This is a genomic window from Marinicauda algicola (assembly GCF_017161425.1).
Taxonomy (GTDB): domain Bacteria; phylum Pseudomonadota; class Alphaproteobacteria; order Caulobacterales; family Maricaulaceae; genus Marinicauda; species Marinicauda algicola.
The window spans coordinates 1,137,331-1,157,192 of sequence record NZ_CP071057.1; the positions used below are offsets into that span (position 1 = coordinate 1,137,331).

General features: G+C 68.5%; 22 protein-coding genes. 9 read left to right on the top strand and 13 right to left on the bottom strand.

Translation table 11 applies throughout. From position 1 onward, the window contains the following. The first annotated feature begins 4 nt into the window (after nt 1–4). The 3 genes from JW792_RS05630 to JW792_RS05640 all read left to right on the top strand — a co-directional run bounded on the left by JW792_RS05630 (nt 5) and on the right by JW792_RS05640 (nt 1,994). On the top strand, nt 5–490 hold the full coding sequence (locus JW792_RS05630; protein ID WP_135996587.1) for an isochorismatase: 486 nt from the start codon (nt 5–7) through the stop codon (nt 488–490). 106 nt (nt 491–596) lie between these two features. Then, nucleotides 597–1,169 (top strand): TetR/AcrR family transcriptional regulator, encoded by a 573-nt coding sequence (locus tag JW792_RS05635; RefSeq protein ID WP_135996585.1) that lies wholly within the window; start codon nt 597–599, stop codon nt 1,167–1,169. Further along, nucleotides 1,170–1,994: an alpha/beta fold hydrolase gene (locus JW792_RS05640; protein WP_135996583.1), complete on the top strand. Its 825-nt coding sequence runs from the start codon at nt 1,170–1,172 to the stop codon at nt 1,992–1,994. It abuts the gene before it with no gap. A gap of 38 nt (nt 1,995–2,032) precedes the next feature. Here the strand turns inward: JW792_RS05640 and JW792_RS05645 are convergent, their stop codons facing one another. The 4 genes from JW792_RS05645 to JW792_RS16955 form a co-directional block, all read right to left on the bottom strand. Continuing rightward, nucleotides 2,033–2,611 carry a hypothetical protein gene (locus JW792_RS05645; protein WP_135996581.1) on the bottom strand — a complete coding sequence of 193 codons (579 nt, stop codon included), beginning with the start codon at nt 2,609–2,611 and terminating at the stop codon, nt 2,033–2,035. A gap of 275 nt (nt 2,612–2,886) precedes the next feature. Further along, entirely contained in the window at nt 2,887–5,211 is a 2,325-nt protein-coding gene (clpA, locus tag JW792_RS05650) for an ATP-dependent Clp protease ATP-binding subunit ClpA (RefSeq protein ID WP_135996579.1), read from the bottom strand. A 4-nt stretch (nt 5,212–5,215) separates the two neighbouring features. Further along, complete coding sequence (gene clpS, locus JW792_RS05655) at nt 5,216–5,542, bottom strand: ATP-dependent Clp protease adapter ClpS (RefSeq protein ID WP_135996577.1); 327 nt, start codon at nt 5,540–5,542, stop codon at nt 5,216–5,218. Nucleotides 5,543–5,825: 283 nt separating this feature from the next. Then, the gene (locus tag JW792_RS16955; protein ID WP_241095074.1) at nt 5,826–6,518 is read right to left on the bottom strand and encodes a phasin family protein; all 693 of its coding nucleotides are present in this window, start codon (nt 6,516–6,518) and stop codon (nt 5,826–5,828) included. Between the two features lie 151 nt (nt 6,519–6,669). On the opposite strand from JW792_RS16955, the gene JW792_RS05665 reads away from it, so the two are divergent. Beyond that, nucleotides 6,670–7,914, top strand: coding sequence for a D-alanyl-D-alanine carboxypeptidase family protein (locus tag JW792_RS05665; RefSeq protein ID WP_135996575.1), 1,245 nt, complete (start codon nt 6,670–6,672; stop codon nt 7,912–7,914). On the opposite strand, the gene JW792_RS05670 is transcribed toward JW792_RS05665, so the two are convergent. The 3 genes from JW792_RS05670 to JW792_RS05680 are packed head-to-tail and all read right to left on the bottom strand — an operon-like array spanning nt 7,911 to nt 9,912. Beyond that, a complete protein-coding gene (locus tag JW792_RS05670; protein WP_206340910.1) occupies nt 7,911–8,387 on the bottom strand; it encodes a J domain-containing protein in 477 nt (158 codons plus the stop codon). The two genes, JW792_RS05665 and JW792_RS05670, sit on opposite strands and share 4 nt — an antisense overlap. 16 nt (nt 8,388–8,403) lie before the next feature. After that, a complete protein-coding gene (locus JW792_RS05675; protein WP_135996574.1) occupies nt 8,404–9,291 on the bottom strand; it encodes a division plane positioning ATPase MipZ in 888 nt (295 codons plus the stop codon). A gap of 51 nt (nt 9,292–9,342) precedes the next feature. Next, nucleotides 9,343–9,912, bottom strand: a complete 570-nt coding sequence (locus JW792_RS05680) for an SPOR domain-containing protein (protein WP_135996572.1) — start codon at nt 9,910–9,912, stop codon at nt 9,343–9,345. A gap of 27 nt (nt 9,913–9,939) precedes the next feature. Here JW792_RS05680 and panC point away from each other — a divergent pair, with 27 nt between their 5' ends. Next, nucleotides 9,940–10,773, top strand: a complete 834-nt coding sequence (panC, locus tag JW792_RS05685) for a pantoate--beta-alanine ligase (protein ID WP_241095075.1) — start codon at nt 9,940–9,942, stop codon at nt 10,771–10,773. A gap of 25 nt (nt 10,774–10,798) precedes the next feature. Here panC and JW792_RS05690 read toward each other — a convergent pair whose 3' ends face one another. From JW792_RS05690 to JW792_RS05705, 4 genes are all read right to left on the bottom strand, one after another. Then, nucleotides 10,799–11,866: an isoaspartyl peptidase/L-asparaginase family protein gene (locus tag JW792_RS05690; protein WP_135996568.1), complete on the bottom strand. Its 1,068-nt coding sequence runs from the start codon at nt 11,864–11,866 to the stop codon at nt 10,799–10,801. Between the two features lie 74 nt (nt 11,867–11,940). After that, on the bottom strand, nt 11,941–12,537 hold the full coding sequence (locus tag JW792_RS05695; protein WP_135996567.1) for a cysteine hydrolase family protein: 597 nt from the start codon (nt 12,535–12,537) through the stop codon (nt 11,941–11,943). Between the two features lie 5 nt (nt 12,538–12,542). Further along, complete coding sequence (locus JW792_RS05700; protein WP_241095076.1) at nt 12,543–13,178, bottom strand: GNAT family N-acetyltransferase; 636 nt, start codon at nt 13,176–13,178, stop codon at nt 12,543–12,545. A 37-nt stretch (nt 13,179–13,215) separates the two neighbouring features. Further along, nucleotides 13,216–13,860: a hypothetical protein gene (locus tag JW792_RS05705; protein ID WP_192900987.1), complete on the bottom strand. Its 645-nt coding sequence runs from the start codon at nt 13,858–13,860 to the stop codon at nt 13,216–13,218. A gap of 103 nt (nt 13,861–13,963) precedes the next feature. Here JW792_RS05705 and JW792_RS05710 point away from each other — a divergent pair, with 103 nt between their 5' ends. Beyond that, nucleotides 13,964–14,965: a LysR family transcriptional regulator gene (locus JW792_RS05710; protein ID WP_241095077.1), complete on the top strand. Its 1,002-nt coding sequence runs from the start codon at nt 13,964–13,966 to the stop codon at nt 14,963–14,965. Between the two features lies 1 nt (nt 14,966). On the opposite strand, the gene JW792_RS05715 is transcribed toward JW792_RS05710, so the two are convergent. Beyond that, complete coding sequence (locus JW792_RS05715) at nt 14,967–15,941, bottom strand: NADPH:quinone oxidoreductase family protein (protein WP_135996565.1); 975 nt, start codon at nt 15,939–15,941, stop codon at nt 14,967–14,969. Between the two features lie 185 nt (nt 15,942–16,126). Here JW792_RS05715 and JW792_RS05720 point away from each other — a divergent pair, with 185 nt between their 5' ends. The 3 genes from JW792_RS05720 to egtB all read left to right on the top strand — a co-directional run bounded on the left by JW792_RS05720 (nt 16,127) and on the right by egtB (nt 19,229). Next, nucleotides 16,127–17,431, top strand: coding sequence for a pyridoxal phosphate-dependent aminotransferase (locus JW792_RS05720; RefSeq protein WP_206340911.1), 1,305 nt, complete (start codon nt 16,127–16,129; stop codon nt 17,429–17,431). A 78-nt stretch (nt 17,432–17,509) separates the two neighbouring features. Next, nucleotides 17,510–17,830: a hypothetical protein gene (locus tag JW792_RS05725; protein WP_135996564.1), complete on the top strand. Its 321-nt coding sequence runs from the start codon at nt 17,510–17,512 to the stop codon at nt 17,828–17,830. A gap of 97 nt (nt 17,831–17,927) precedes the next feature. Then, a complete protein-coding gene (gene egtB, locus JW792_RS05730; protein WP_135996563.1) occupies nt 17,928–19,229 on the top strand; it encodes an ergothioneine biosynthesis protein EgtB in 1,302 nt (433 codons plus the stop codon). Between the two features lie 57 nt (nt 19,230–19,286). On the opposite strand, the gene JW792_RS05735 is transcribed toward egtB, so the two are convergent. Further along, entirely contained in the window at nt 19,287–19,853 is a 567-nt protein-coding gene (locus JW792_RS05735; RefSeq protein ID WP_135996562.1) for an HdeD family acid-resistance protein, read from the bottom strand. Nucleotides 19,854–19,862 lie beyond the last annotated feature (9 nt).

The following is a 19,862-nucleotide window of genomic DNA, read 5'->3' on the forward strand; positions in this document are numbered from 1 at the left end:
CATCATGACGACGCATCGCGACCCGGGGCCGGAGAGGAACCCGCTTGGCGGGTTTGCGCCCTACGAAGACAGGCCCATGCGGTTTGCGGGGCTGCGCAAGACCGCCGGATGGGCGATCAAGGTCTACGAGGTCTGGATGCGGACCGCGCGGTTCGAGCCCGACCGCTTCGCGCGCGGAGAGGCGATGGCGCTGTGCGCCCTGCCGGACGCGCCCGCGCCGGGGCGGCCCGGCGTCGGTTTCCTGATCCTGCACCAGGGGCGCGGCATGGACTATGCCGTGCTGGCCTGGTGGGACCGCGAGAACGAGCTTCCCACGCGCGTCTTCGTGGATGAAGGCGCAGGCTGGCGCAGCGCCGTGACCGAATCCTTCTGCGTCTGGGACATGCAGATCATGAACGCGGAACGCGACGCCTATGTCCGCCATGTCCTGGCCGACCCGCGCCATGGCGATCTCGCCGCCTATCTGGCGGACACTTGCCCTGCATCCTGACGCCGGCCGGCAGCGCGCAGGCTGGCCTGCCCGCCTCGCGGACCGGTCACAGGGGCAGAGCGCGCTTCCGCTTGCGCTATAGAACGAACGTTCGTATAAGTTGCTCATGAGCACCGACACCCGCACCCGAATCCTCGATGCCGCCCTCGAGGCCCTGCCCGAAACCGGCCTTGCCGGCCTGTCCGTCGGCAAGCTCGCCGCGGCGGCGGGGATGAGCAAGAGCGGCCTGTTCGCCCGCTTCGGCGGCCAGGACGCGCTGCAGAACGCCATCATCGAGGCTGCGATCGACCGGTTCCGCGACCAGGTGATCGAACCGGCCCGCGCGCAAAAGGGCGCGCGCGCCCGGCTGGAGACGCTTGCCGACCGCTGGACGGATTGGCTCCTTCTCACGCGCCCCTGCCCCATATTGCAGGCCGCGTTCGAGGCGCCGGGCCTGACGCCGCAGGCTGCCGAGACCGCCCGTCAGTCGCGGCGCGACTTCACGTCCTGGGTCGAACGGCTCGCCCGGATCGCCGTTGCCGAAGGCGGCCTCGCCGCGCACACGGACCCGGCTAGTTTCGCCTTCCGCTTCGAGGGAACCGGGCTCGCCACCCAGTCGGCCGGTCCGATCCAGGGCCGGGATGATGCCGCTACCCTCGCCCGCGCCGCCTTCTCCGACCTCTTCAAGGCTCACAGCTAGATGACCCAGATGCCCAAGCCCGCGATCCTGATGGCCAATGCGGCCGCCTGGATCGCCCCGCAGAGCTTTACCCGCAAGGCCGTCTCCGCCTTCGTCACCCCGCGCGCCAGGCGCCAGAGCGAGCGCGGGCGGGACTTTCTCGAGACGCTGGCGCGCGAGACCTTCCCCGGACCGATCGGCGCGCAGCGCGCCTATGCCGGAGGGGATGGGCCGACGCTCTTCTTCATGCACGGCTGGGAAGCCGACAGCGCCGACCTCGCCACCCATGCCGAAGCGCTCATGCAGGCCGGCTACCGCGTCGTGCTGATCGACGGACCGGCCCATGGCGAGAGCGAGGGACGCAAGACCTCCATGCTCGATTTCGCCGCCGGCCTCGGCGCCGCCGCGCAGGCGTTCGGCGCGCCGCACGGCGTGGTCGCGCACTCGATGGGCTGTCCCTCCACCGTCATCGCCACTGCACGCGGCCTCATCGCGCCGCAGGTCTTCGTCGCCCTCGCCTCGCCGCGCTCGCTGCCGGAAAACGTGGAATTCCAGGGCCGCTCGATGGGGCTCACGCGGCGCGCCGTGCGCCTGATGCTGGACGGCATCGAGAAGCGCCTCGGCGAGCCGATCGAGCACTTCGACATCGCCCGCGATGCGCCTGCGATGCGGGCCCGCGCCCTCTTCGTGCACGGCACCGGCGACCAGATCGTGCGCGCGCAGAGCTCGCACGACATCGCGCAGGCCTGGCCGGGGGCGGAGGTGGAATTCTACGACGGGCTCGGCCACCGCGGCGTGCTGAGGAACCCAGCCGTCACCGGCCGCATCCTGAGCTTCCTGCGGTGAGTCCCGCTCCCCTCCGAGGAGCGGGACCCCGCAGCGCTCTAGCCGGTGAAGACCAGGTAGAGTCCGCCAATCACCGATAGCGGCATGATGAAAAGCAGGGGAATTGGAATGAGCGGCAGGGCGATGCGAACCTTGCCCCACCATTCCAGCAGGACCAGCCAACCCGCGCCGAGCACCGAACCGAGCACGAGCATGAGACCGATCTGCCGGTCACTGCTCATGCCGGTCACGTCAAGGCCGAGATCGAGAAGATAGGCTGCCACGGCGAAGGGAACGAGGATCAGCGCAAGCACGATGTATTCCCCGACCAGCAGCAAGCCGGTCAGCATCTGGAGATAGGTCTGCTGGCTGTTGCCGGCCGGCTGCGCCGCCTCGACGACCGCGCCGCCACCGGCCTCGGCCCCGGCCGCCGCTCCGGCAGCCCTCTTGGCCTGGCCAGACGCCTCGATCGCGTCCCGGATCGTGGTCAGCCAGCGGACGAACAAGAGTGCGACCACGGACGCAAACCAGTAAAATGCATAGTTTGCGATCCCTCCGTCCTGCTCTCCCAGGAGCAGGACGATTGGAATGAAGAACAGGGTCCCGAAGATCAGGGCAAAAATGAAGTTGCGGCGCATGAGGCCAGCCTCCCCTATGTCGAGGCATGGCACTAGCGACATTCGCGCGCCCGACACCCCGGCGTGCCTGGGCACATTTTCAAAAAAGTGATGATTCCTTTCCCCGGTCTATATTCTTGTCGCCCCAGGCAGACTGCGGCCCGATCGCGCGGGTGGAGCCGGGATGGGGTTTGTGAGGCGGGTCGTATACCGGCAGCGCAGAAAAGAGAGGCCCCGCGGTGATCCTCTCACCGCGGGGCGCTGCTGTCTGACCGCTATCTCGCGTTACCCGGCCCCTATTCGACCGGTTCCTCGCTCTTCTTCGTGGCGCCCCTGCCGGGCTTCTTCAGGCGGTCGGCGGGGATGATCTCGAAGTCGAGGCGGTTCTCGTCGGCCGGGTCGATGTCGACCTTGACGACGCCGCCCTTTTTCAGCTGGCCGAACAGGATCTCGTCGGCGAGCGGCTTCTTGATGTGCTCCTGGATCACGCGGCCGAGCGGGCGGGCGCCGAACTTCTCGTCATAGCCCTTCTCGGCGAGCCATTTCGTGGCCGCCTCGGTGAGCTCGAAGCTGACGCCGCGGTCGGTGAGCTGGGCTTCCAGCTCGAGGACGAACTTCTCCACCACGCGCCCGACGATGGCCTGGGAGAGGCCGGCGAAGGGAATGGTCGCGTCCAGGCGGTTGCGGAATTCCGGCGTGAACAGCTTCTCGATCGCGGCCTGGTCCTCGCCCTCGCGCTTGCCGCGCCCGAAGCCGATGGCTTCCTTGGCGGCGTCGGAGGCGCCGGCATTGGTGGTCATGATCAGGACCACGTTGCGGCAGTCGATCTTCTTGCCGTTGGTGTCGGTGATCTGGCCGTTGTCCATGATCTGCAACAGGATGTTGAAGATGTCCGGATGGGCCTTCTCGATCTCGTCGAGCAGCAGGACCGAGTGGGGATGCTGGTCGATCGCGTCGGTCAGCAGCCCGCCCTGGTCGTAGCCGACATAGCCCGGAGGCGCGCCGATGAGGCGGCTCACCGTGTGGCGCTCCATGTACTCGCTCATGTCGAAACGCAGCAGCTCCACCCCGAGGATCGAGGCGAGCTGGCGCGCGACCTCGGTCTTGCCCACCCCGGTCGGGCCGGAGAACAGGTAGGAGCCGATCGGCTTGTGCGGTTCGCGAAGCCCGGCACGGGCGAGCTTGATCGCGCTGGCGAGCTTCTCGATCGCCTCGTCCTGGCCGTAGACCACGCGCTTCAGGTCGACGTCGAGGCTTCTCAGCGCCTGCTCGTCGGACTTCGACACGCTCTTCGGGGGGATGCGGGCCATCTTGGCGACGACGGCCTCGACCTCCTTGACGCCGATCGTCTTCTTGCGCTTGGACGCGGCGAGCAGGCGCATCGAGGCCCCGGCCTCGTCGATCACGTCGATCGCCTTGTCGGGCAGCTTGCGGTCGCCCATGTAGCGGTCGGACAGCTCCACGGCCGCCTTCAGCGCCTCGCTGGTGAAGCGGATGTCGTGGAATTCCTCGAAATACGGCTTCAGGCCCTGCAGGATCTTGATCGTATCGGCGACGGAAGGCTCCACCACGTCGATCTTCTGGAAGCGGCGCGCGAGTGCGCGGTCCTTCTCGAAGTGCTGGCGGTATTCCTTGTAGGTCGTCGAGCCCATGCAGCGCAGGCTGCCGGACTGGAGCGCGGGCTTGAGCAGGTTGGAGGCGTCCATAGCCCCGCCGCTGGTCGCGCCGGCGCCGATCACGGTGTGGATCTCGTCGATGAACAGGATGGCGTGCGGCTTGGCTTCGAGCGCCTTGACCACCTGCTTCACGCGCTCCTCGAAATCGCCGCGATAGCGCGTGCCGGCGAGCAGCGTGCCCATGTCGAGCGAGTAGATCGTGGCGTTGGCGAGCACCTCGGGCACCTCGGCCTCGACGATCTTGCGCGCCAGGCCTTCCGCGATCGCGGTCTTGCCGACACCCGGATCGCCGACGAGCAGCGGGTTGTTCTTGCGTCGGCGGCACAGCACCTGGACGCAGCGCTCCACCTCGGCCTCGCGGCCGATCAGCGGGTCGACCCCGCCCTTGCGCGCCTTGGCATTCAGATCGACGCAATAGGCCGCGAGCGCATCGTCCTTGTCCTCGGCGCGGGCTTCCTCCTCCGGCTCCTCCGCGCCGCGGGCGGTGCGCGTCTCGGTCGCGCCGGGCTTCTTGGCGATGCCGTGGGAGATGAAGTTGACCGCGTCGTAGCGGGTCATGTCGCGCTCGGCGAGGAAGTAGGCGGCATGGCTCTCGCGCTCGGCGAACAGGGCAACGAGCACGTTCGCGCCGGTGACCTCCTCGCGGCCGGAATTCTGCACGTGGATGACCGCGCGCTGGATGACGCGCTGGAAGCCGGCGGTCGGCTTGGCGTCCTCGGCCTCCTTCAGGATGAGGCTCGCGAGTTCCTCGTCGACGTATTCGGTGAGCGTGGAACGCAGCTCGTCGACATCGACGTCGCAGGCGCGCATCACCGCGCCGGCGTCCTCGTCGTCGCAGAGCGAGAGCAGCAGGTGCTCGAGGGTCGCGTATTCGTGCTTGCGCTCGTTGGCGGCTGCGAGCGCGCGGTGCAGGCTCTGTTCGAGAGCTGGAGAAAATGAGGGCACGTCGCTAATCCTTTTCCATCGTGCACTGCAACGGATGCTGGCTCTGCCTCGCCGCGTCCATCACCTGGGCGACCTTGGTCTCGGCCACCTCGTAGGTGAAGACGCCGCACACCCCCACTCCATGTTGGTGCACATGGAGCATGATGCGAGTCGCCTCTTCAGGGGACTTGTGAAAAATCCCCATGAGGACTTCGACGACGAATTCCATCGGCGTGTAGTCGTCGTTGAGGAGCAGCACCTTGTACATCGAGGGGCGCTGCGTCTTCACTTTCGGCTTTAGGGCCAGACCGGTTCCCCGTCCGGGTTGGTCTGGGCTGCGCCGTTCGGTCATGGCGGTCTTCAAAGTCCTTGCCGGTGGCCGGCGTCCCGCATCTTCGGACGCCGCGCTCCACATCACCCTGACAGAAGTAATTAAATAGTGGGTGACCGGTTCCTGGGAAGCCCCCGAAATCGGTTGTGCGCAGCCCGGCGCGCAAAAACCACAGTTGGCGCGCGCAAGAATTGCGGTTATAGGAGGATCACAAAAAAGAGGCCCGGTCACCTTGCGGTGCCGGGCCAGTCGGGAGGAAATCGGTTGCCGGGCGCGCCATCGGGCGCTGCCCGGCAAATTCGTCTTAGCGCTGCGACTGCGCGACCTCGACGGCGGCCGCGAAGCGGTCGTTCAGCGGCTTGAAGCCGTCCTTGAACATGCCGCTCATCAGCTCGGTCGCCTTGTTCACTTCGGCCAGGTAGGCCTCGAGCGAGGACTTGGTGAAGTCGGCCTGGATCTCGATGAGCTCCTGAAGCGACTTCGCCGAGGACATCGACTTGGCGGCGGCGACGCCTTCTTCCATCGACTTCTTGGCGAAGGCGATCGAGTTGGCGTTCAGCTCCTCGAGCGACTTCGACGTGGCGGTCGCCGAGGCGATCACGGCATCGACGGTATCCTTCTGGAACGCGCTGAACTCGTTCAGGGCGTTCAGGGACTTCTCGAAGCCCTCCTTGACGGCCTTGTTGGAGGCCTGGGTCACCTTGTCGAGGGTTTCGGTGGCGGTGTCTTTCTTGGCGTTGGACATGAAGGTCTCTCCGGTAATCTTGCGGGGCGCGGAAGGCTGGCGCGGCTTGGCCTTCGGCTGGGGTTGGGGCTTGGTATTCGGTTGCGGTTGCGGTTGCGGTTGCGGTTTCCGGGCTGCGGCCTTCGAAGCGGCCGGCTTCGGCGCGCCGTTGGAATTCGCGGCAGCCTTCGGAGCGGACGGCACGACCTTCGCCGGCGCGGCCTCGGCCGGCTTCGGCTCGGGGTTGGCAGCAGGTTTCGTGTCCTCGGCCATGAGCGTCTCTCCTTCAGCCGCCCTCTTCGCAGCTGCAGCAAAAATGGCGTTCGAGAGCTCAAAAGTCAAGCATTTTTTGTGCAGTGCACAAAATCCGTTTCAACCCTTGCGGTTAACGCGATTTCAACGCCGCGCGGCCCAGCATGGGGCCATGATCAGAGCCTGTCTCGCCCTCCTCCTCGTGCTCGCCGCCACGATTTCGGCCGGGTCCGCGCACGCGCAGAGCCGCAGCGCCGCCTTCGTCGCGGACATGGACAGCGGCCAGGTCCTGCATGCGCGCCAGGCCGATGCGCCGCGCCATCCGGCTTCGCTGACGAAGATGATGACGCTCTACATGCTGTTCGAGGCGATCGAGCGCGGCGATGTCGCGCTGACCGACACGATGACGGCCTCCGCCGAGGCCGCCTCGCGCCCGGCCTCCGATCTCGGCCTCGCCGCCGGCGACACGATCGAGGTCGAGCAGGCGATCCGCGCCCTGGTGGTGAGGAGCGCCAACGACGTCGCCGTCGTGGTCGCCGAACACCTGTCGGGCAGCGAATCCGCCTTCGCCGAGGCGATGACCGCGAGGGCGCGCGAGCTCGGCCTGACCTCGACCACCTTCCGCAACGCCTCCGGCCTGCACGATCCCGCGCAGCTGACCACGGCGCGCGACATGGCCCGCCTCGCCCATGCCCTGCATCGCGATTTCCCGCAGCACTTCCACTATTTCGCCGAGGAGCGCTTCGCCTACGACGGCGCGACCTACCGCAATCACAACAGCCTGGTGGGCAGGGTCGAGGGCGTGGACGGGCTGAAGACCGGCTATATCCGCGCCTCGGGCTTCAATGTCGTGACGACCTCCCAGCGCGGCGAGCACCGCCTCGTCACGGTGGTGATGGGCGGGCGCACCGGCTCGGTGCGCGACGCCCATGCCGAGGAGCTGATCGAGGCGGCCTACACCGCGCTCGACGCGCGCGCCCAGAGCCGCCTGCTCGCGAGCCTCGACCTGCCCCGGCTCAACCCGGTGCGCGAGCGCGAGCTGATGACCGCCGAACTCGCCGGTCTCGATGGGCCGGTCGCGGTCGGCTCGAACGACGGCGCCCCGGCGGCCGCGGTGATCCTCGCCGACGCCGACCCGCTCGCGGAACCGCGCCTCGTCACCGAACCGGCCTGGGCGGTGCAGGTCGGTGCCTACGCCTCGCAGGCCGCGGCACGCGCGCGCCTGGAAAGCCTGTCGGCGACGCTCGGCGATGCCGAGATCGCGCGCGCCGCACCGGTCACCGAGCCGGTCGAGCGCCAGGGACGCACGCTGTGGCGCGCCCGCTTCGACCGGCTGGACGCGGATGCTGCCCGGCGCGTGTGCGAGCGGCTCGCACGCATGGGCGAGCCCTGCTTCGCGGTGAGCCCGCAGGCCTAGCGCCTCAGATTTTCCAGAAGCACGTCGCGCGCCTCCTGGACGCGCGTCGCGAGCCCGCCCGAACCGCCGGTATCGGGATGGACCTTCTTCATCAGCTCGCGGTGGGCCTTGCGGATTTCCGCCTCGTCCGCCTGCGGACCGACGCCGAGGATCTCGCGCGCCTCGGCAACGCTCATGCCCACCCGGCGGGGCGGCGGAGCGCCGCGAGAATCGCGGCCGCCTTCCGCTCCCGGCCCCGGTTTCGCGCCCCCGCGCCGCATCGCGACCCCGAGCAGTCCCATCGCGGCACCGGCGAGCGGCACGCCCACCACGGCGAGCCCGCGCACGGTCAGAACGATGCCGGCCAGCACGCCGAGCACCCCGAGGACGATGCGCGTGCTCTGCGCCGCGCTCCCGGCCTTCATGCGCGAGAACAGCCAGCCGAGGCCCAGCATGGCGGCGGCCGCGACCAGGAGGCCGAAGAGAATGCTCATCCGCCCTCCTTGCCGCTCAGAACGGGATCTTCTCGCCTTCCAGGCCCGGCAGCTTCAGCACGATCAGCAGATCGCGCAATTCCTGGCGCGCGGCGACATGGCTCAAGGTGAACTGCATGGCCGACCCGTCCTGGGTGAGGTCCAGCAGGGTGAGGCCGAGCGGGAAGAGCTCGCGGTAGATGACGCGCTCGCCGAAGCCCGGCGCCAGACGAAAGCCGACCCGCTCGGAGAGCTTCTTCAGCCCCTTGCCGACCCGGCGCTTGTTGCGCGCATCGAGCGTGGAGATGCGGTTTCGCATCACCACCCAGTCGATCGACTTCTTCTCCCGGACCGCCTTCTGCTTGCGGCAATCCCACACGAGAGCGGAGTATAGGCTCGGCCGGCCGACCTCGTAGGTATCCGGATCGACCTCGGCGAGAAGGTCGAAATCGACGAAGGAGTCGTTGACCGGGGTGATGATCGTGTCGGCCGCCGAATGGGCGAGCCGGGCAAGATGGGTGTCGGCGCCGGGCACGTCGACGACGACGAAGTCGCAGCGCGCCTTCAGTGCGGTGAGCGCGTTCTGCCAGGCCTCGTTCTCCTCGGCCTCGGCCTCGTCGAGCGAACGCGCCGCACTGGGCCTGACGTGTTCCTGTTCGGGCAGGGGCAGCTCGACCCCGCGCCGCTCGCACCAGCGCCGGCGATTGTCGAGATAGCGCGCGAGCGTGGACTGGCGCACGTCGAGATCGATGACGCCGACCTGGCGGTCCATGCGCATCAGGGCGATGGCGAGATGGATCGCCACGGTGGACTTGCCCGCCCCGCCCTTCTCGTTGCCCACCACGATGACATGGGCGGGCCGCGCCCCGGCGCGCGGCGGCGCGGGCGTGCGGTCTTTCAGCTCGAAGGGGCTCGGCGTCTTCATGGCGATACAGATAATCCGGGCCGGGGCGGCGCAGAAGGGGCGCGCGCAGCTTCACTCCGCGAGAGCGGTGCCGGTGAAGTCGGTCACTGCACACCAGTCTCCGCGCGACTCCAGCTCCGCACAAAGCGAAGCGGCGGCGCCGCGCGTATCGAACGGGCCGACCTTGAGACGATACCACCGCCCGGAATCGAGCTCCACCTCGGCCGCGACGGCCTCATGCCCGGAGAGAGCCGGGTCCTGGCGGTAGATCGCCCAGCCGCGCCCGGCGAGGTCCATGCTGCGATAGGAGGCGATGTGCGCGGCGTGGAAGACCGGCTCCATTCGCGAGAGATCGGGCGGCGGGTCGAGCGAGGCGGCAGGCTGCGGTTCCACCTGCGGGGCGGCCTCGCCAGCGGTCAAGGCCGATTCGAGCGCAGCCATCTCCTCCCTGGCGGTTTCCAGGCGCGGATCTCCGGCGCGCGCGGCCGCCTGCAGCAGGGCCGCGAGACGCGCGGCCTGCGAATCGGGCACGGGGGCAGGCGCCGGCGCACTCGCACAGCCGGCGAGCGCCAGCACGGCGAGGCCCGCGCTTGCCTGGCGCAGGCGCCCCCGGATAGCGTGCGCGCACCCTGCCCGCTTCATGGAGCCCTCATGTCCTTGCCGCTCAGCATGACCGACACTGTCGCCGGACTTCGAGACGAGGTCCAGAGCTGGCGCGAGGCCGGGTACACAGTGGGCTTCGTACCCACCATGGGCGCGCTGCACGCCGGGCACATCTCGCTGGTCAGGACCGCCCTGCAACGCGCCGATCGCGTGGTGGCGAGCGTGTTCGTCAACCCCGCCCAGTTCGCGCCGGGCGAGGACTTCGAGACCTATCCCAGGACACTGGAGGAGGACGCGGCCAAGCTCGCCGAGGCCGGCTGCCACCTGCTTTACGCCCCCACGGTGCGCGAGATGTATCCGACCGGCTTCGCCAGCGCGGTGCATGTCGACGGCCCGGCCTTCGGCCTGGAAAGCCAGACGCGGCCGCATTTCTTCGGGGGCGTCGCCACGGTCGTCACCAAGCTTCTGAACCAGGTCCGTCCCGACACCGCCGTGTTCGGGGAGAAGGACTATCAGCAGCTCCTCGTCATCCGCCGCCTCGTCACCGATCTCGATCTCGGCGTGGAGATCGTCGCGGGCGAGACGCTGCGCGAGGGCGACGGGCTCGCCATGTCCTCGCGCAACGCCTACCTGTCCGCGGAGGAGCGCGGCCGGGCCGGCCAGCTCAACCTCATCCTGAAGGACCTCGCCCAAGAGGCGGCGAGCGGCAAGCCGCTTGAGACCAGCCTCCTGCACGCGCGTACACGGGCCGAAGAGGTGTTCGACGCCGTCGACTACATCGAGATCCGCAACGCCCACACGCTGCAGGCCATCGAGACCGAGACCCTGGAGGAGCCCGCCCGCGTGCTCGCCGCGGTCCGAGTGGGAAAGACACGCCTCATCGACAACATGGCGGTGTGAGGGCGCAGGGTCGAACAGCCGGGCCCTACCCCTCGTCGCCGAAGATCTGCACCACAGGCTCGCCGTCCTCTCTCAGGGAGGCGCGATACATGCCCGGCGTGTTGAAGCTCCAGACCGGCTCGCCCTCGTAGAGCATGACGATGCCGCCATCCCCGCCGAGCGCGCCGAGATCGGCGTGGATCACGCGGTCTGCGCTCGCCCGCGCGGCCTCGGCCGGCGTCAGGGCGCCCTCCTCGATGCCCCAGCAGATGCGGGCGGCGACGTTGAGGCGGATAAAGTACTCGCCCGTGCCGGTCGCCGAGACGCCGCATTCGCCGGCCGCATAGGTGCCCGCGCCGATGATCGGGGAATCCCCGACCCGGCCCCAGCGCTTGGCGGTGGTGCCGCCGGTGGAGGTGCCCGCCACGACCGTGCCGGTCTCGTCCATGGCCACGACGCCGACCGTGCCGAAGGCGTGCTCGGCCTCCATCAGGTCGAGCGCGCCCTCCTCGACCGGTTCCGGCTCGGGGGCGTTCTCCGGGCGCTGCGGAACGGGCAGGCCCATCGCCTCGACGGCGCGCACCATGGACTGCCAGCGCCGCTCGGTGAAGAAGTACGAAGGATCGACGAGTTCGAGGCCCTGCTCGGCGGCGAAGGTCTCCGCCCCCTCCCCGGCCAGCATGACGTGCGGGCTGTCTTCCATCACCGCGATGGCGAGCGAGATCGGGTGACGCACATTGGTGACGCCCGCGACCGCGCCGGCAGCGAGGTCGGAGCCGCGCATCACCGAGGCGTCGAGCTCGTTCGTGCCGGCCGAGGTGAAGACCGCGCCGCGGCCGGAATTGAACTTGGGATCGTCCTCAAGGCCGTGGATGACCGCCTCGACCGCGTCGAGCGCGCTGCCGCCGTTCTCCAGGATCTCCCCGCCGGTGCGCACGGCCAGTTCCAGCGCGTCGCGATAGGCCGCCTCGGTCGCGGCATCCATGTTCTCGCGTTCGATCACGCCGGCCCCGCCATGGACGACGATGGACCATTGCCGGTCCGCGTCCTGCGCGAGGGCGGGGGCGGTCAGGGCCGAAGCGGCGACGGACAGGGCAAGGGCGGCGCGAAGCATGGCGGGTCTCCTCCAGGATCAAGATCGGCTGGAGAGAACCACGCGGCGCGCGCGCACCGCAAGCCCCGGGAGCCTCAGGGCACCAGGCGCAGGCGGTTGTGGGCGAGCGTGCGCAGATGCGTCGCGCTGGGGATGCAGTGGCCGAACACGTCGCGGTATTCGCTGCGGGTGGTCGCGCGCCCGAGCCGGCGGGCGGTGTCGATGCACAGTCCGCGGGTGTGCTCCGCGCTCCAGTCGCCGACATCGGCCGAGCCGCAGGCCTCCTCGAGAAGGCGCAGCGGATGGCCGCGCTCCTCGGCGTCGTACAGCGTGGTGGTCAGCGACATCGGCGCGGAGAAGCCGATCATCACCACACCGGCGCTCGCACTCTCCATGATGGAATCAAGGTCGGGATGGGCGTAGGCGGAGATTCCCGCCCGGCGCAGCAGAACCTCGCCCGGCTTCGGCTCGCAGCCCGGAATCGACTGGTGCAGTCCCTCGCCGGCCAGCATCGGGCCGCCGCGATGCAGCTGGCTGTGCACGAGCTGCCATCCCGCCTGCCGGGCGGCGCCCAGCACCGCGATGCAGACCTCGGCTATGTCCTCGCCGTCCGGATCGGCCCATGGCCGGCCCGGCACCACGAATTCCTGCTGCAGATCAACGCAGAGCAGGACAGGCGCGCCCAGTCTCATAGTCCTTAAACCGTTTCCCTGCGACCGCGCCCGGCGCGGCCCCCCGTTTTGCCGGCGCCAGCCGCCCCGGACGGGGATTTGTCCGATTTGGCGGTCGCCGGCATCGCCGACTTTGCGCCGCGTGCGGCGGACCGGTCAAGCGGTCCGGGGCGGTCCCACGCGCCTTCGGGGCGGTCGAGAACCAGGGGGTCGACGTCGAGGTGCAAAGCATCCTCGCGTTGCGGGAAAATGCCGAGCACCTCGCGGTAGGCCCGATCGGAGAACACGAACGTATCGCGTTCGTTGCGAGGCAAAAGGCCGTAGCGCTCCCAGTAGCCGACGAGGTGCTCCTGGGCATGGCCGAGCACCTTGCGATAGCCCTTGCGCCGAATGAGATCGATCGCGTGGTCCATCATCACCCAGCCGATCCGGAAGGAGCGGAAGTCGGGCCGCACGCAGGAGCGCTCGACCTTGGCAAAGTCGCAGAACCAGCGCACCCGCATGCAGCCGACCGGCTCTCCACCGATCTCGGCGAGCAGGTGTGTCGCCCCGGCGAGATCGTTGCCGTCGAACTCCTCGTCATAGGGGCAGTCCTGCTCGGCCATGTAGATGAGCGCGCGCAGGGCCACGATCTTCTGGAAGTCGTCGAGCGTGCGGACCACGCGTACCTTCACCGGGCCGGGAGAGCGGGCGAAGTCGTCAGGCCTCGATCCGTCCATCGCGAACCTCCTCCTGCGGGGCATGGCCCGCCGCCATGCTGGACTGGGTGATGACATGCTCGGCCTGGGGCACCCAGCCGAGCCAGGCCGCCGGGCCGTTCGGCGCATCGAGCGCAGCGGTCATCATGCGCCCTTCCCGGCTCACCGGCCGGGCGAAGAGCGGAATGTGCTCGAAGGCCCTGCGGCGCGCCTCGGTGACCGCCCTAACGAGGGCCCGGCGGGCTTCCTCGCCGTTGGCGGCGAGGCACCAGACATAGATCGCGCTCGCATCCTCGTCACGCTGCGTGAGATGGCCGAGCCAGGGATCGACCGGGGCGAAACGCCCGCGCATCAGCGCCTCGTAGCCGGCCTCGTTGAGATAGAGCAGCGCGATGAAGCCCTCCACCGAGCCGTCCGGCGCATGGCGCACGAAGAAGCAGCGCCCGGTCCGGTCCTCGCAGGCCTTCACGGTGGCCGCATCCGCCTGGCCGCCGCCGAGCACGCTGGCGCATGCTTTTAACGCGGCCTCAATCGTGGTCAGATCAGATGTGGATTCGAAGCCCCGCCGCCTGAACAGATGTTTCAGCAGGGTGGTGCGTGGCGCGTCGCCTCGCGGCGTGCCATTTAGAGTGGTATGCGCAGTCATGAGTCCCTCGCAGAGCCTTAATAAAGTATTAAACTTTATCGAGCCGTCGCGCTGCACCAAAAGTGGAATGGCACCCATGCGCAAAAATGAGGGAGCCTAGACCGTGTCCAGTTCAGATCGCGAACCGCGCTTCGACTGGAATGACCTGAAGATCTTTCACGCGCTCGTCTCGGCGGGCTCGATGAGCAAGGCGGCACGACTGCTCGGCGTGGTCCAGCCGACCGTGAGCCGGCGCCTCGAACAGCTCGAGATGCGCATCGGCGCACGCCTCGTCACGCGCGGCGCGGAAGGCGTGGAGCTGACCGATGTCGGCGAGCGGATCTGGACGCTCGTCCAGACCATGCAGAGCACCGCCGGCGATATCGAGCGCGTGGCCGGCCAGGCCGACCAGGCCGAGGCGGGCCGGGTCCGCCTGACCGCACCGGACGGCATCGCCAGCTACTGGATCGCCCAGCAGCTGCCCGGTTTCGTCGAGGCCAATCCGGCGATCAAGCTGGAGATCTCGACGCTCCAGGCCGGCGAGAAGCCGATCGACCCCTATTGCGACGTGATGCTGCAATACACGCCCAGCAAGCGCATGGACCTGGTTCCCAAGGACCTCGCCACGCTGCACTTCGTCCCCTTCACCTCGCAGGCCTATCTGGACACCTACGGGCGCCCGGAGGGCCTCGTGGACGCACTCAAGCACCGACTCGGCGACCTCGAAAGCTACGAGGAGGAGACTCGCGATGCCTGGCCGAGCGAGGCGCAGGCGATCAAGAAGATGATGAAGCCGTCGCTGACGACCGACTCAAGCTCGGTCCTCCTGGAGGCAGTGCGCTCCGGCTCGGTGATCGCGATGGGTCCCACCTATCTCGCGCGAGTCTTCCCCGAGCTGATCCATCTCGATCTCGACCTCGTCATCCCGGTCAAGCTCTGGATGTTCTACCATCCCGACCAGCGCCGGATCACGCGCGTGCGCAAGGTGCTCGACTGGCTCGACGAGATATTCGACACGGCGCGCTATCCCTGGTTCCGCAAGGACTTCGTCGCACCGCGCGAATTCTCCGACATCGAGACGGTCCATGTGCGCGGCGAGCGCCCGAAGCCGCGGATCGTGAAATAGCTCAGGTGGTGAGCACAACCTTGCCCATGACGCGGCGCTCCATGATGTCGGCGAAGGCCTTCCTGAAATCCTCCAGATCGTAGGCCGCGGAGATGCGCGGCCGGATCCTGCCGGCCTCGTAGAGATCGAACAGCTCCTTCATGTTCTGGGCGTTCTCGCGCGGGAACTGACCGACCCAGGCGCCCCAGAACACGCCGAGAATGTCGCGGCTGTTGAGTAGGGCGAGATTGAGCGGAATCTTCGGGATGTCGCCCGCGGCAAAGCCGATCACGAGATAGCGCCCGCCCCAGCCCGTCGCGCGCAGGGCCGGCTCGGCGAGGTCGCCTCCGACGGGATCGTAGACCACGTCGACGCCCTTGCCGGAGGTGATCTCCTTCACCTTCGCCTTGAGATCCTCGCTCGTGTAGTTGACGAGGTGATCGGCGCCGGCCTCTTTGGCCACCTCCAGCTTGTCGTGGCTGGAGGCCGCGGCGATCACCGTCGCTCCCATCGCCTTGGCGATCTGGACGGTCGCGAGGCCCACCCCGCCGGCCGCGCCGAGCACCAGGATGGTCTCGCCCTCCTTCAGCTTCGCGCGCTGCTTCAGCGCGTGATAGCTGGTGCCGTAGATCGTGGTGAAGGCCGCGCCTTCCTCGAAGCTCATCGAATCCGGCATGGGAACGGTCTGCGCCGCCGGGGCGGGCACCTTCTGGGCGAAGGCGCCGAGCATGGTCGCCACGATGACGCGGTCGCCGACCTTCACCCCCTGCGCGCCCTCGCCCAGCGCGGAGACCACGCCGGCCGCCTCCATGCCCGGCACGAACGGGGTGGGCGGCTTCATCTGGTACTTGCCCTCCACGAGGAGGATGTCGGGGAAATTCACCCCGGCCGCCTTCACGTCGACCATCACCATGCCCGGTGCGAGCTCCGGCTCCTCGATGTCGTGGACCTTCAACTCGGAGTAGGGAGCGAACTCTTCGCAAACCAATGCGCGCATGGGGGCCATTCTCCAATGGGTTAATTTGGCTGACTTCACGCGACCATAGAGGGCCGCGGCGGGGAATCGCAATCCGTGAGCGCCCTGCTTTTGGCATCGCGCACGCCTGCCGCTAGGATCGGCGCGCGCCCGGGCCGGCCCCAGCCGGCTCGGAACCCTCCCCCCGCCAATGAAGGTTCGCCTCCATGCCCGACACCGAAGCGCCTGACCTGATGTCCCTCTCGCCCACGATCCAGCTGAGCCTGAACGTGCGCGGCCTGCCCGTGTCGGCGACGCTGGCGATCAACGAAAGGTCCGCAGCGCTGAAGGCCGCCGGGCGGGAGGTGAAGAAGCTCGGGCTCGGCCAGTCCCCCTTCCCCGTCCCGAAGGTCATGCAGCGCGCGCTGGAGAGGAACACCCACCAGAAGGACTATCTGCCCGTCCAGGGCCTGCCCGCACTGCGCGAGTCGATCTGCGGCTATCTCGAACGCACCCAGGGGCTGGATTTCGATCCGGAGGACATCCTCGTCGGGCCGGGCACGAAGGAGCTGATGTTCCTGGTCCAGCTCGCCTATTACGGCGATCTCGTCATCCCGACCCCGAGCTGGGTGAGCTACGCCCCGCAGGCGCAAATCCTCGGCCGGCCGGTCACCTGGCTGCCGACCGACATCGAGACCGGTCTCGGCGTGACGCCCGCTGCGATCGACAGGGTCTGCGCACACGATCCCCAGCGCCCGCGCCTGCTGATCCTCAACTCGCCGGGCAATCCGACCGGTACGGCCTATACGCGCGAAAGCCTCACCGCCATCGCGGAGGCGGCCAAGCGCTACCGCATGCTGCTGCTCTCCGACGAGATCTATGGCGGGGTGCAGTTCGACGGCCGCCATCTGTCCGCGGCGCGGATATATCGCGGCGGAACGATCATCTCCGACGGCATCTCCAAATGGGCCGGCGCCGGCGGCTGGCGGCTCGGCTTCTTCGCGTTTCCCAAGGCGCTCTCCTGGCTGAAGGATGCGATGGCGAGCGTGGCGAGCGAGACCTACACCTCGGTCTCCGCCCCGATCCAGCATGCCGCGATCACCGCCTTCGAGGGCGGGCCGGAGATGGAGCTCTATCTCGACCGGTCGAGGAAGGTGCTCGCGGCGCTCGCCGGATTCGTCACCGCGCGCCTGGAAGACGCCGGCGCGCTGGTCAACCCGATCAGAGGCGGATTCTACGCCTTCCCGAATTTCGATCCGTTGCGCGAAAGGCTCGCCGGACGCGGGATCGAGGACAGCCAGACCCTGTGCGAGCGCATGCTGGAGGAAACCGGCGTGGCCACCCTGCCCGGCGCGGCCTTCGGGCGGCCGCCGCACGAGCTGTCGCTGCGCCTGGCCTTCGTCGATTTCGACGGGCAGGCGGCGCTCGATGCGCTGGCCGAGGGCGAAACGCTCGACGAGGCCTTCCTGCGCCGGCATGCGCCGCACGTCACCGGGGGCATCGAGGCGATGGCCCGATGGGTCGCGGACTGAGGCTTTTCGTGGTGCACGGCCGCCGGCGGGCGCCTATATTGCGCCGGGGGGGAATTTCTCGAGGAGCCGCGCGCACCCATGCCCATGGACTGGCAATGGTCGGACCTGTTCGAAGGCCAGGCGATGCAGACCTGGATCCGCATCATGCAGTGGGTCTGGGCCTTCTCGATCCTGTGGATCGCGACCCTGCTGTTCCGGGGCGGCTTCACCGATATCGACGACATCGCCCGCTCGCCTCATGCCACGCGCGCCGAACGCGCCCAGGCCCTGATCCAGAAGCCGGTCCGCGCGCTGGCCCTGCTCGCGGCGGCCCTGTTCGGGGCGACGAGCTTCGCCCTGCCGCTCTGGTTCCAGGGTGCGGTCCTCATCGTCATCTGGCGCCAGGTGAGCGGTGGATGAGGACATGAACTTTCCGCGAACGGCGTAGTTTCCATCCTTGCGTGCGGGGCCCGTCCGCGCGAGTCTGCCCTTCCCGAACCGCCGACACGGAGCCTTCATGCATCCCGCCCTGGCCATGCGCGCCGACCTTGCCGACCGCGCGGCACTGAAGGCGCGCTTCGAGACCGCCCGGTCGCAGACCGAACAGCTGGCCGCGCCGCTGGAGCCGGAGGACTGCCAGGTCCAGACCATGGTCGATGTCAGTCCGACCAAGTGGCATCTCGCGCACACCACCTGGTTCTTCGAGACCTTCGGCGCGCTGCGCTTCAAGGCGGGATACGCGCGGCCGGACGACCTCTACGGCTATCTCTACAATTCCTATTACGAGGCGCTGGGGCGCAAGTGGAGCCGGCCCGAACGCGGCCTGCTCTCACGTCCCCTGCTGCGCGAGGTGATGGCGTATCGCAGCCACGTCACCGCGCTCGTGGGCGATCTGATCGACACGGTCAGCGACAACGAGTGGAGCGAACTCGCCCCGATCGTCGAGCTCGGAATCCATCACGAGCAGCAGCACCAGGAGCTGATCTGCACCGACATCAAGCATGTCCTCTCGCGCTCGCCCCGGCCCTATGCGCCCTATGCCCCCGCACCCGGGGCGAACGGGCATGGCGGGGCCGGACCGGTGAGCTGGATCGGCTTCGAGGGCGGGCTCGTCGAGATCGGCATGGACGAGGACGGCTTCGCCTACGACAACGAGTATCCGCGCCACAAGCGCTATCTCTACGATTTCGAGATCGCGAGCCGGCCGGTGACGAATGGCGAGTTCCGCGCCTTCATCGAGGACGGCGGCTACGAGACGGCTGCGCTCTGGCTCTCGGACGGCTGGGACTTCATCCAGAGAAACGGGATCGAGCATCCGCTCTACTGGCGCCGCCAGGACGACGGGAGCTGGCTGGAATACACCCTGTCCGGCCTCAAGCCCCTCGATGAGGACGAGCCGGTCTGCCATGTCAGTGGCTACGAGGCGGCGGCCTATGCCGAGTGGGCCGGCCAGCGCCTGCCCTCCGAGCCGGAGCTGGAACTGCTCGCGCGCGCCCATCCGGACCGCGGTGCGCTGCTGTTCGCCGGACCCGGCGTGCATCCGCATGCGCTGAACGCGACGGCGCGGCCTCAGTGCGTCATCGGCGGCGTGTGGGAGTGGAGTTCGAGCGCCTACGAGCCCTATCCCGGCTACAGCCCGCCGGAAGGCGCGGTCGGCGAGTACAATGGCAAGTTCATGTCGAGCCAGCAGGTGCTGCGCGGAGGCAGCGCGGCGACGCCGCAGAGCCATATCCGCCCGACCTACCGCAATTTCTTCCCGCCCGGCGCGCGCTGGCAGTTCTCCGGGATCCGCCTCGCGCGCAAGCTCGCCCCGGCCTGACGCGAAACGCCCCGGCCGCAAGGCCGGGGCGCGTCTATCCTCAGCGGCGCGGCGGGGTCAGGCCAGCTCGCGCTCGCCGGGCGTGCGGCGTCCGCCGAGGACGAGGAAGGAGAACCCGAGAAAGAGAGCGTGCACGCCGAACAGAAGCCCGACCGTGAAGCCGGCGGTGCCGGGCAGGCCGAACAGGATGAGCGCGGCGAGCACGAGGCTCAGAATGCCGCCGAAGATCAGCCAGCCGCGCCGTCCGTAGGATTCGCGCCGGAAGGCGAAGATCAGCCGGATCACGCCGTCCGCGCCGAAGAACGCGCCGAGCACCACGGTCAGGGCGAAGATGCCGGTTCCCGGCGAGAACAGGATGATCGCGCCGGCAACGAGGCTGATCACGCCGATGAAGAGCTCGAGCAGCGTGTCCCCGGCCGAGCGCCGGGAGAAGGCGTCGAAGAGCTGGACCAGGCCGGAGATGATCAGCAGTGCGCCCACGAGCAGGGTGAGCGCGACGGTCGCGGTGTAGGAGAAGAAGATCGCCAGCACGCCCACGATCAGGAGCACGATGCCGAGCGCGATGGCGGTGCCGCGCCCCGGCGGGGCGATGGCGATCTCGTTTGGGTCGTTCGGACGAGCCATCCGGATAAA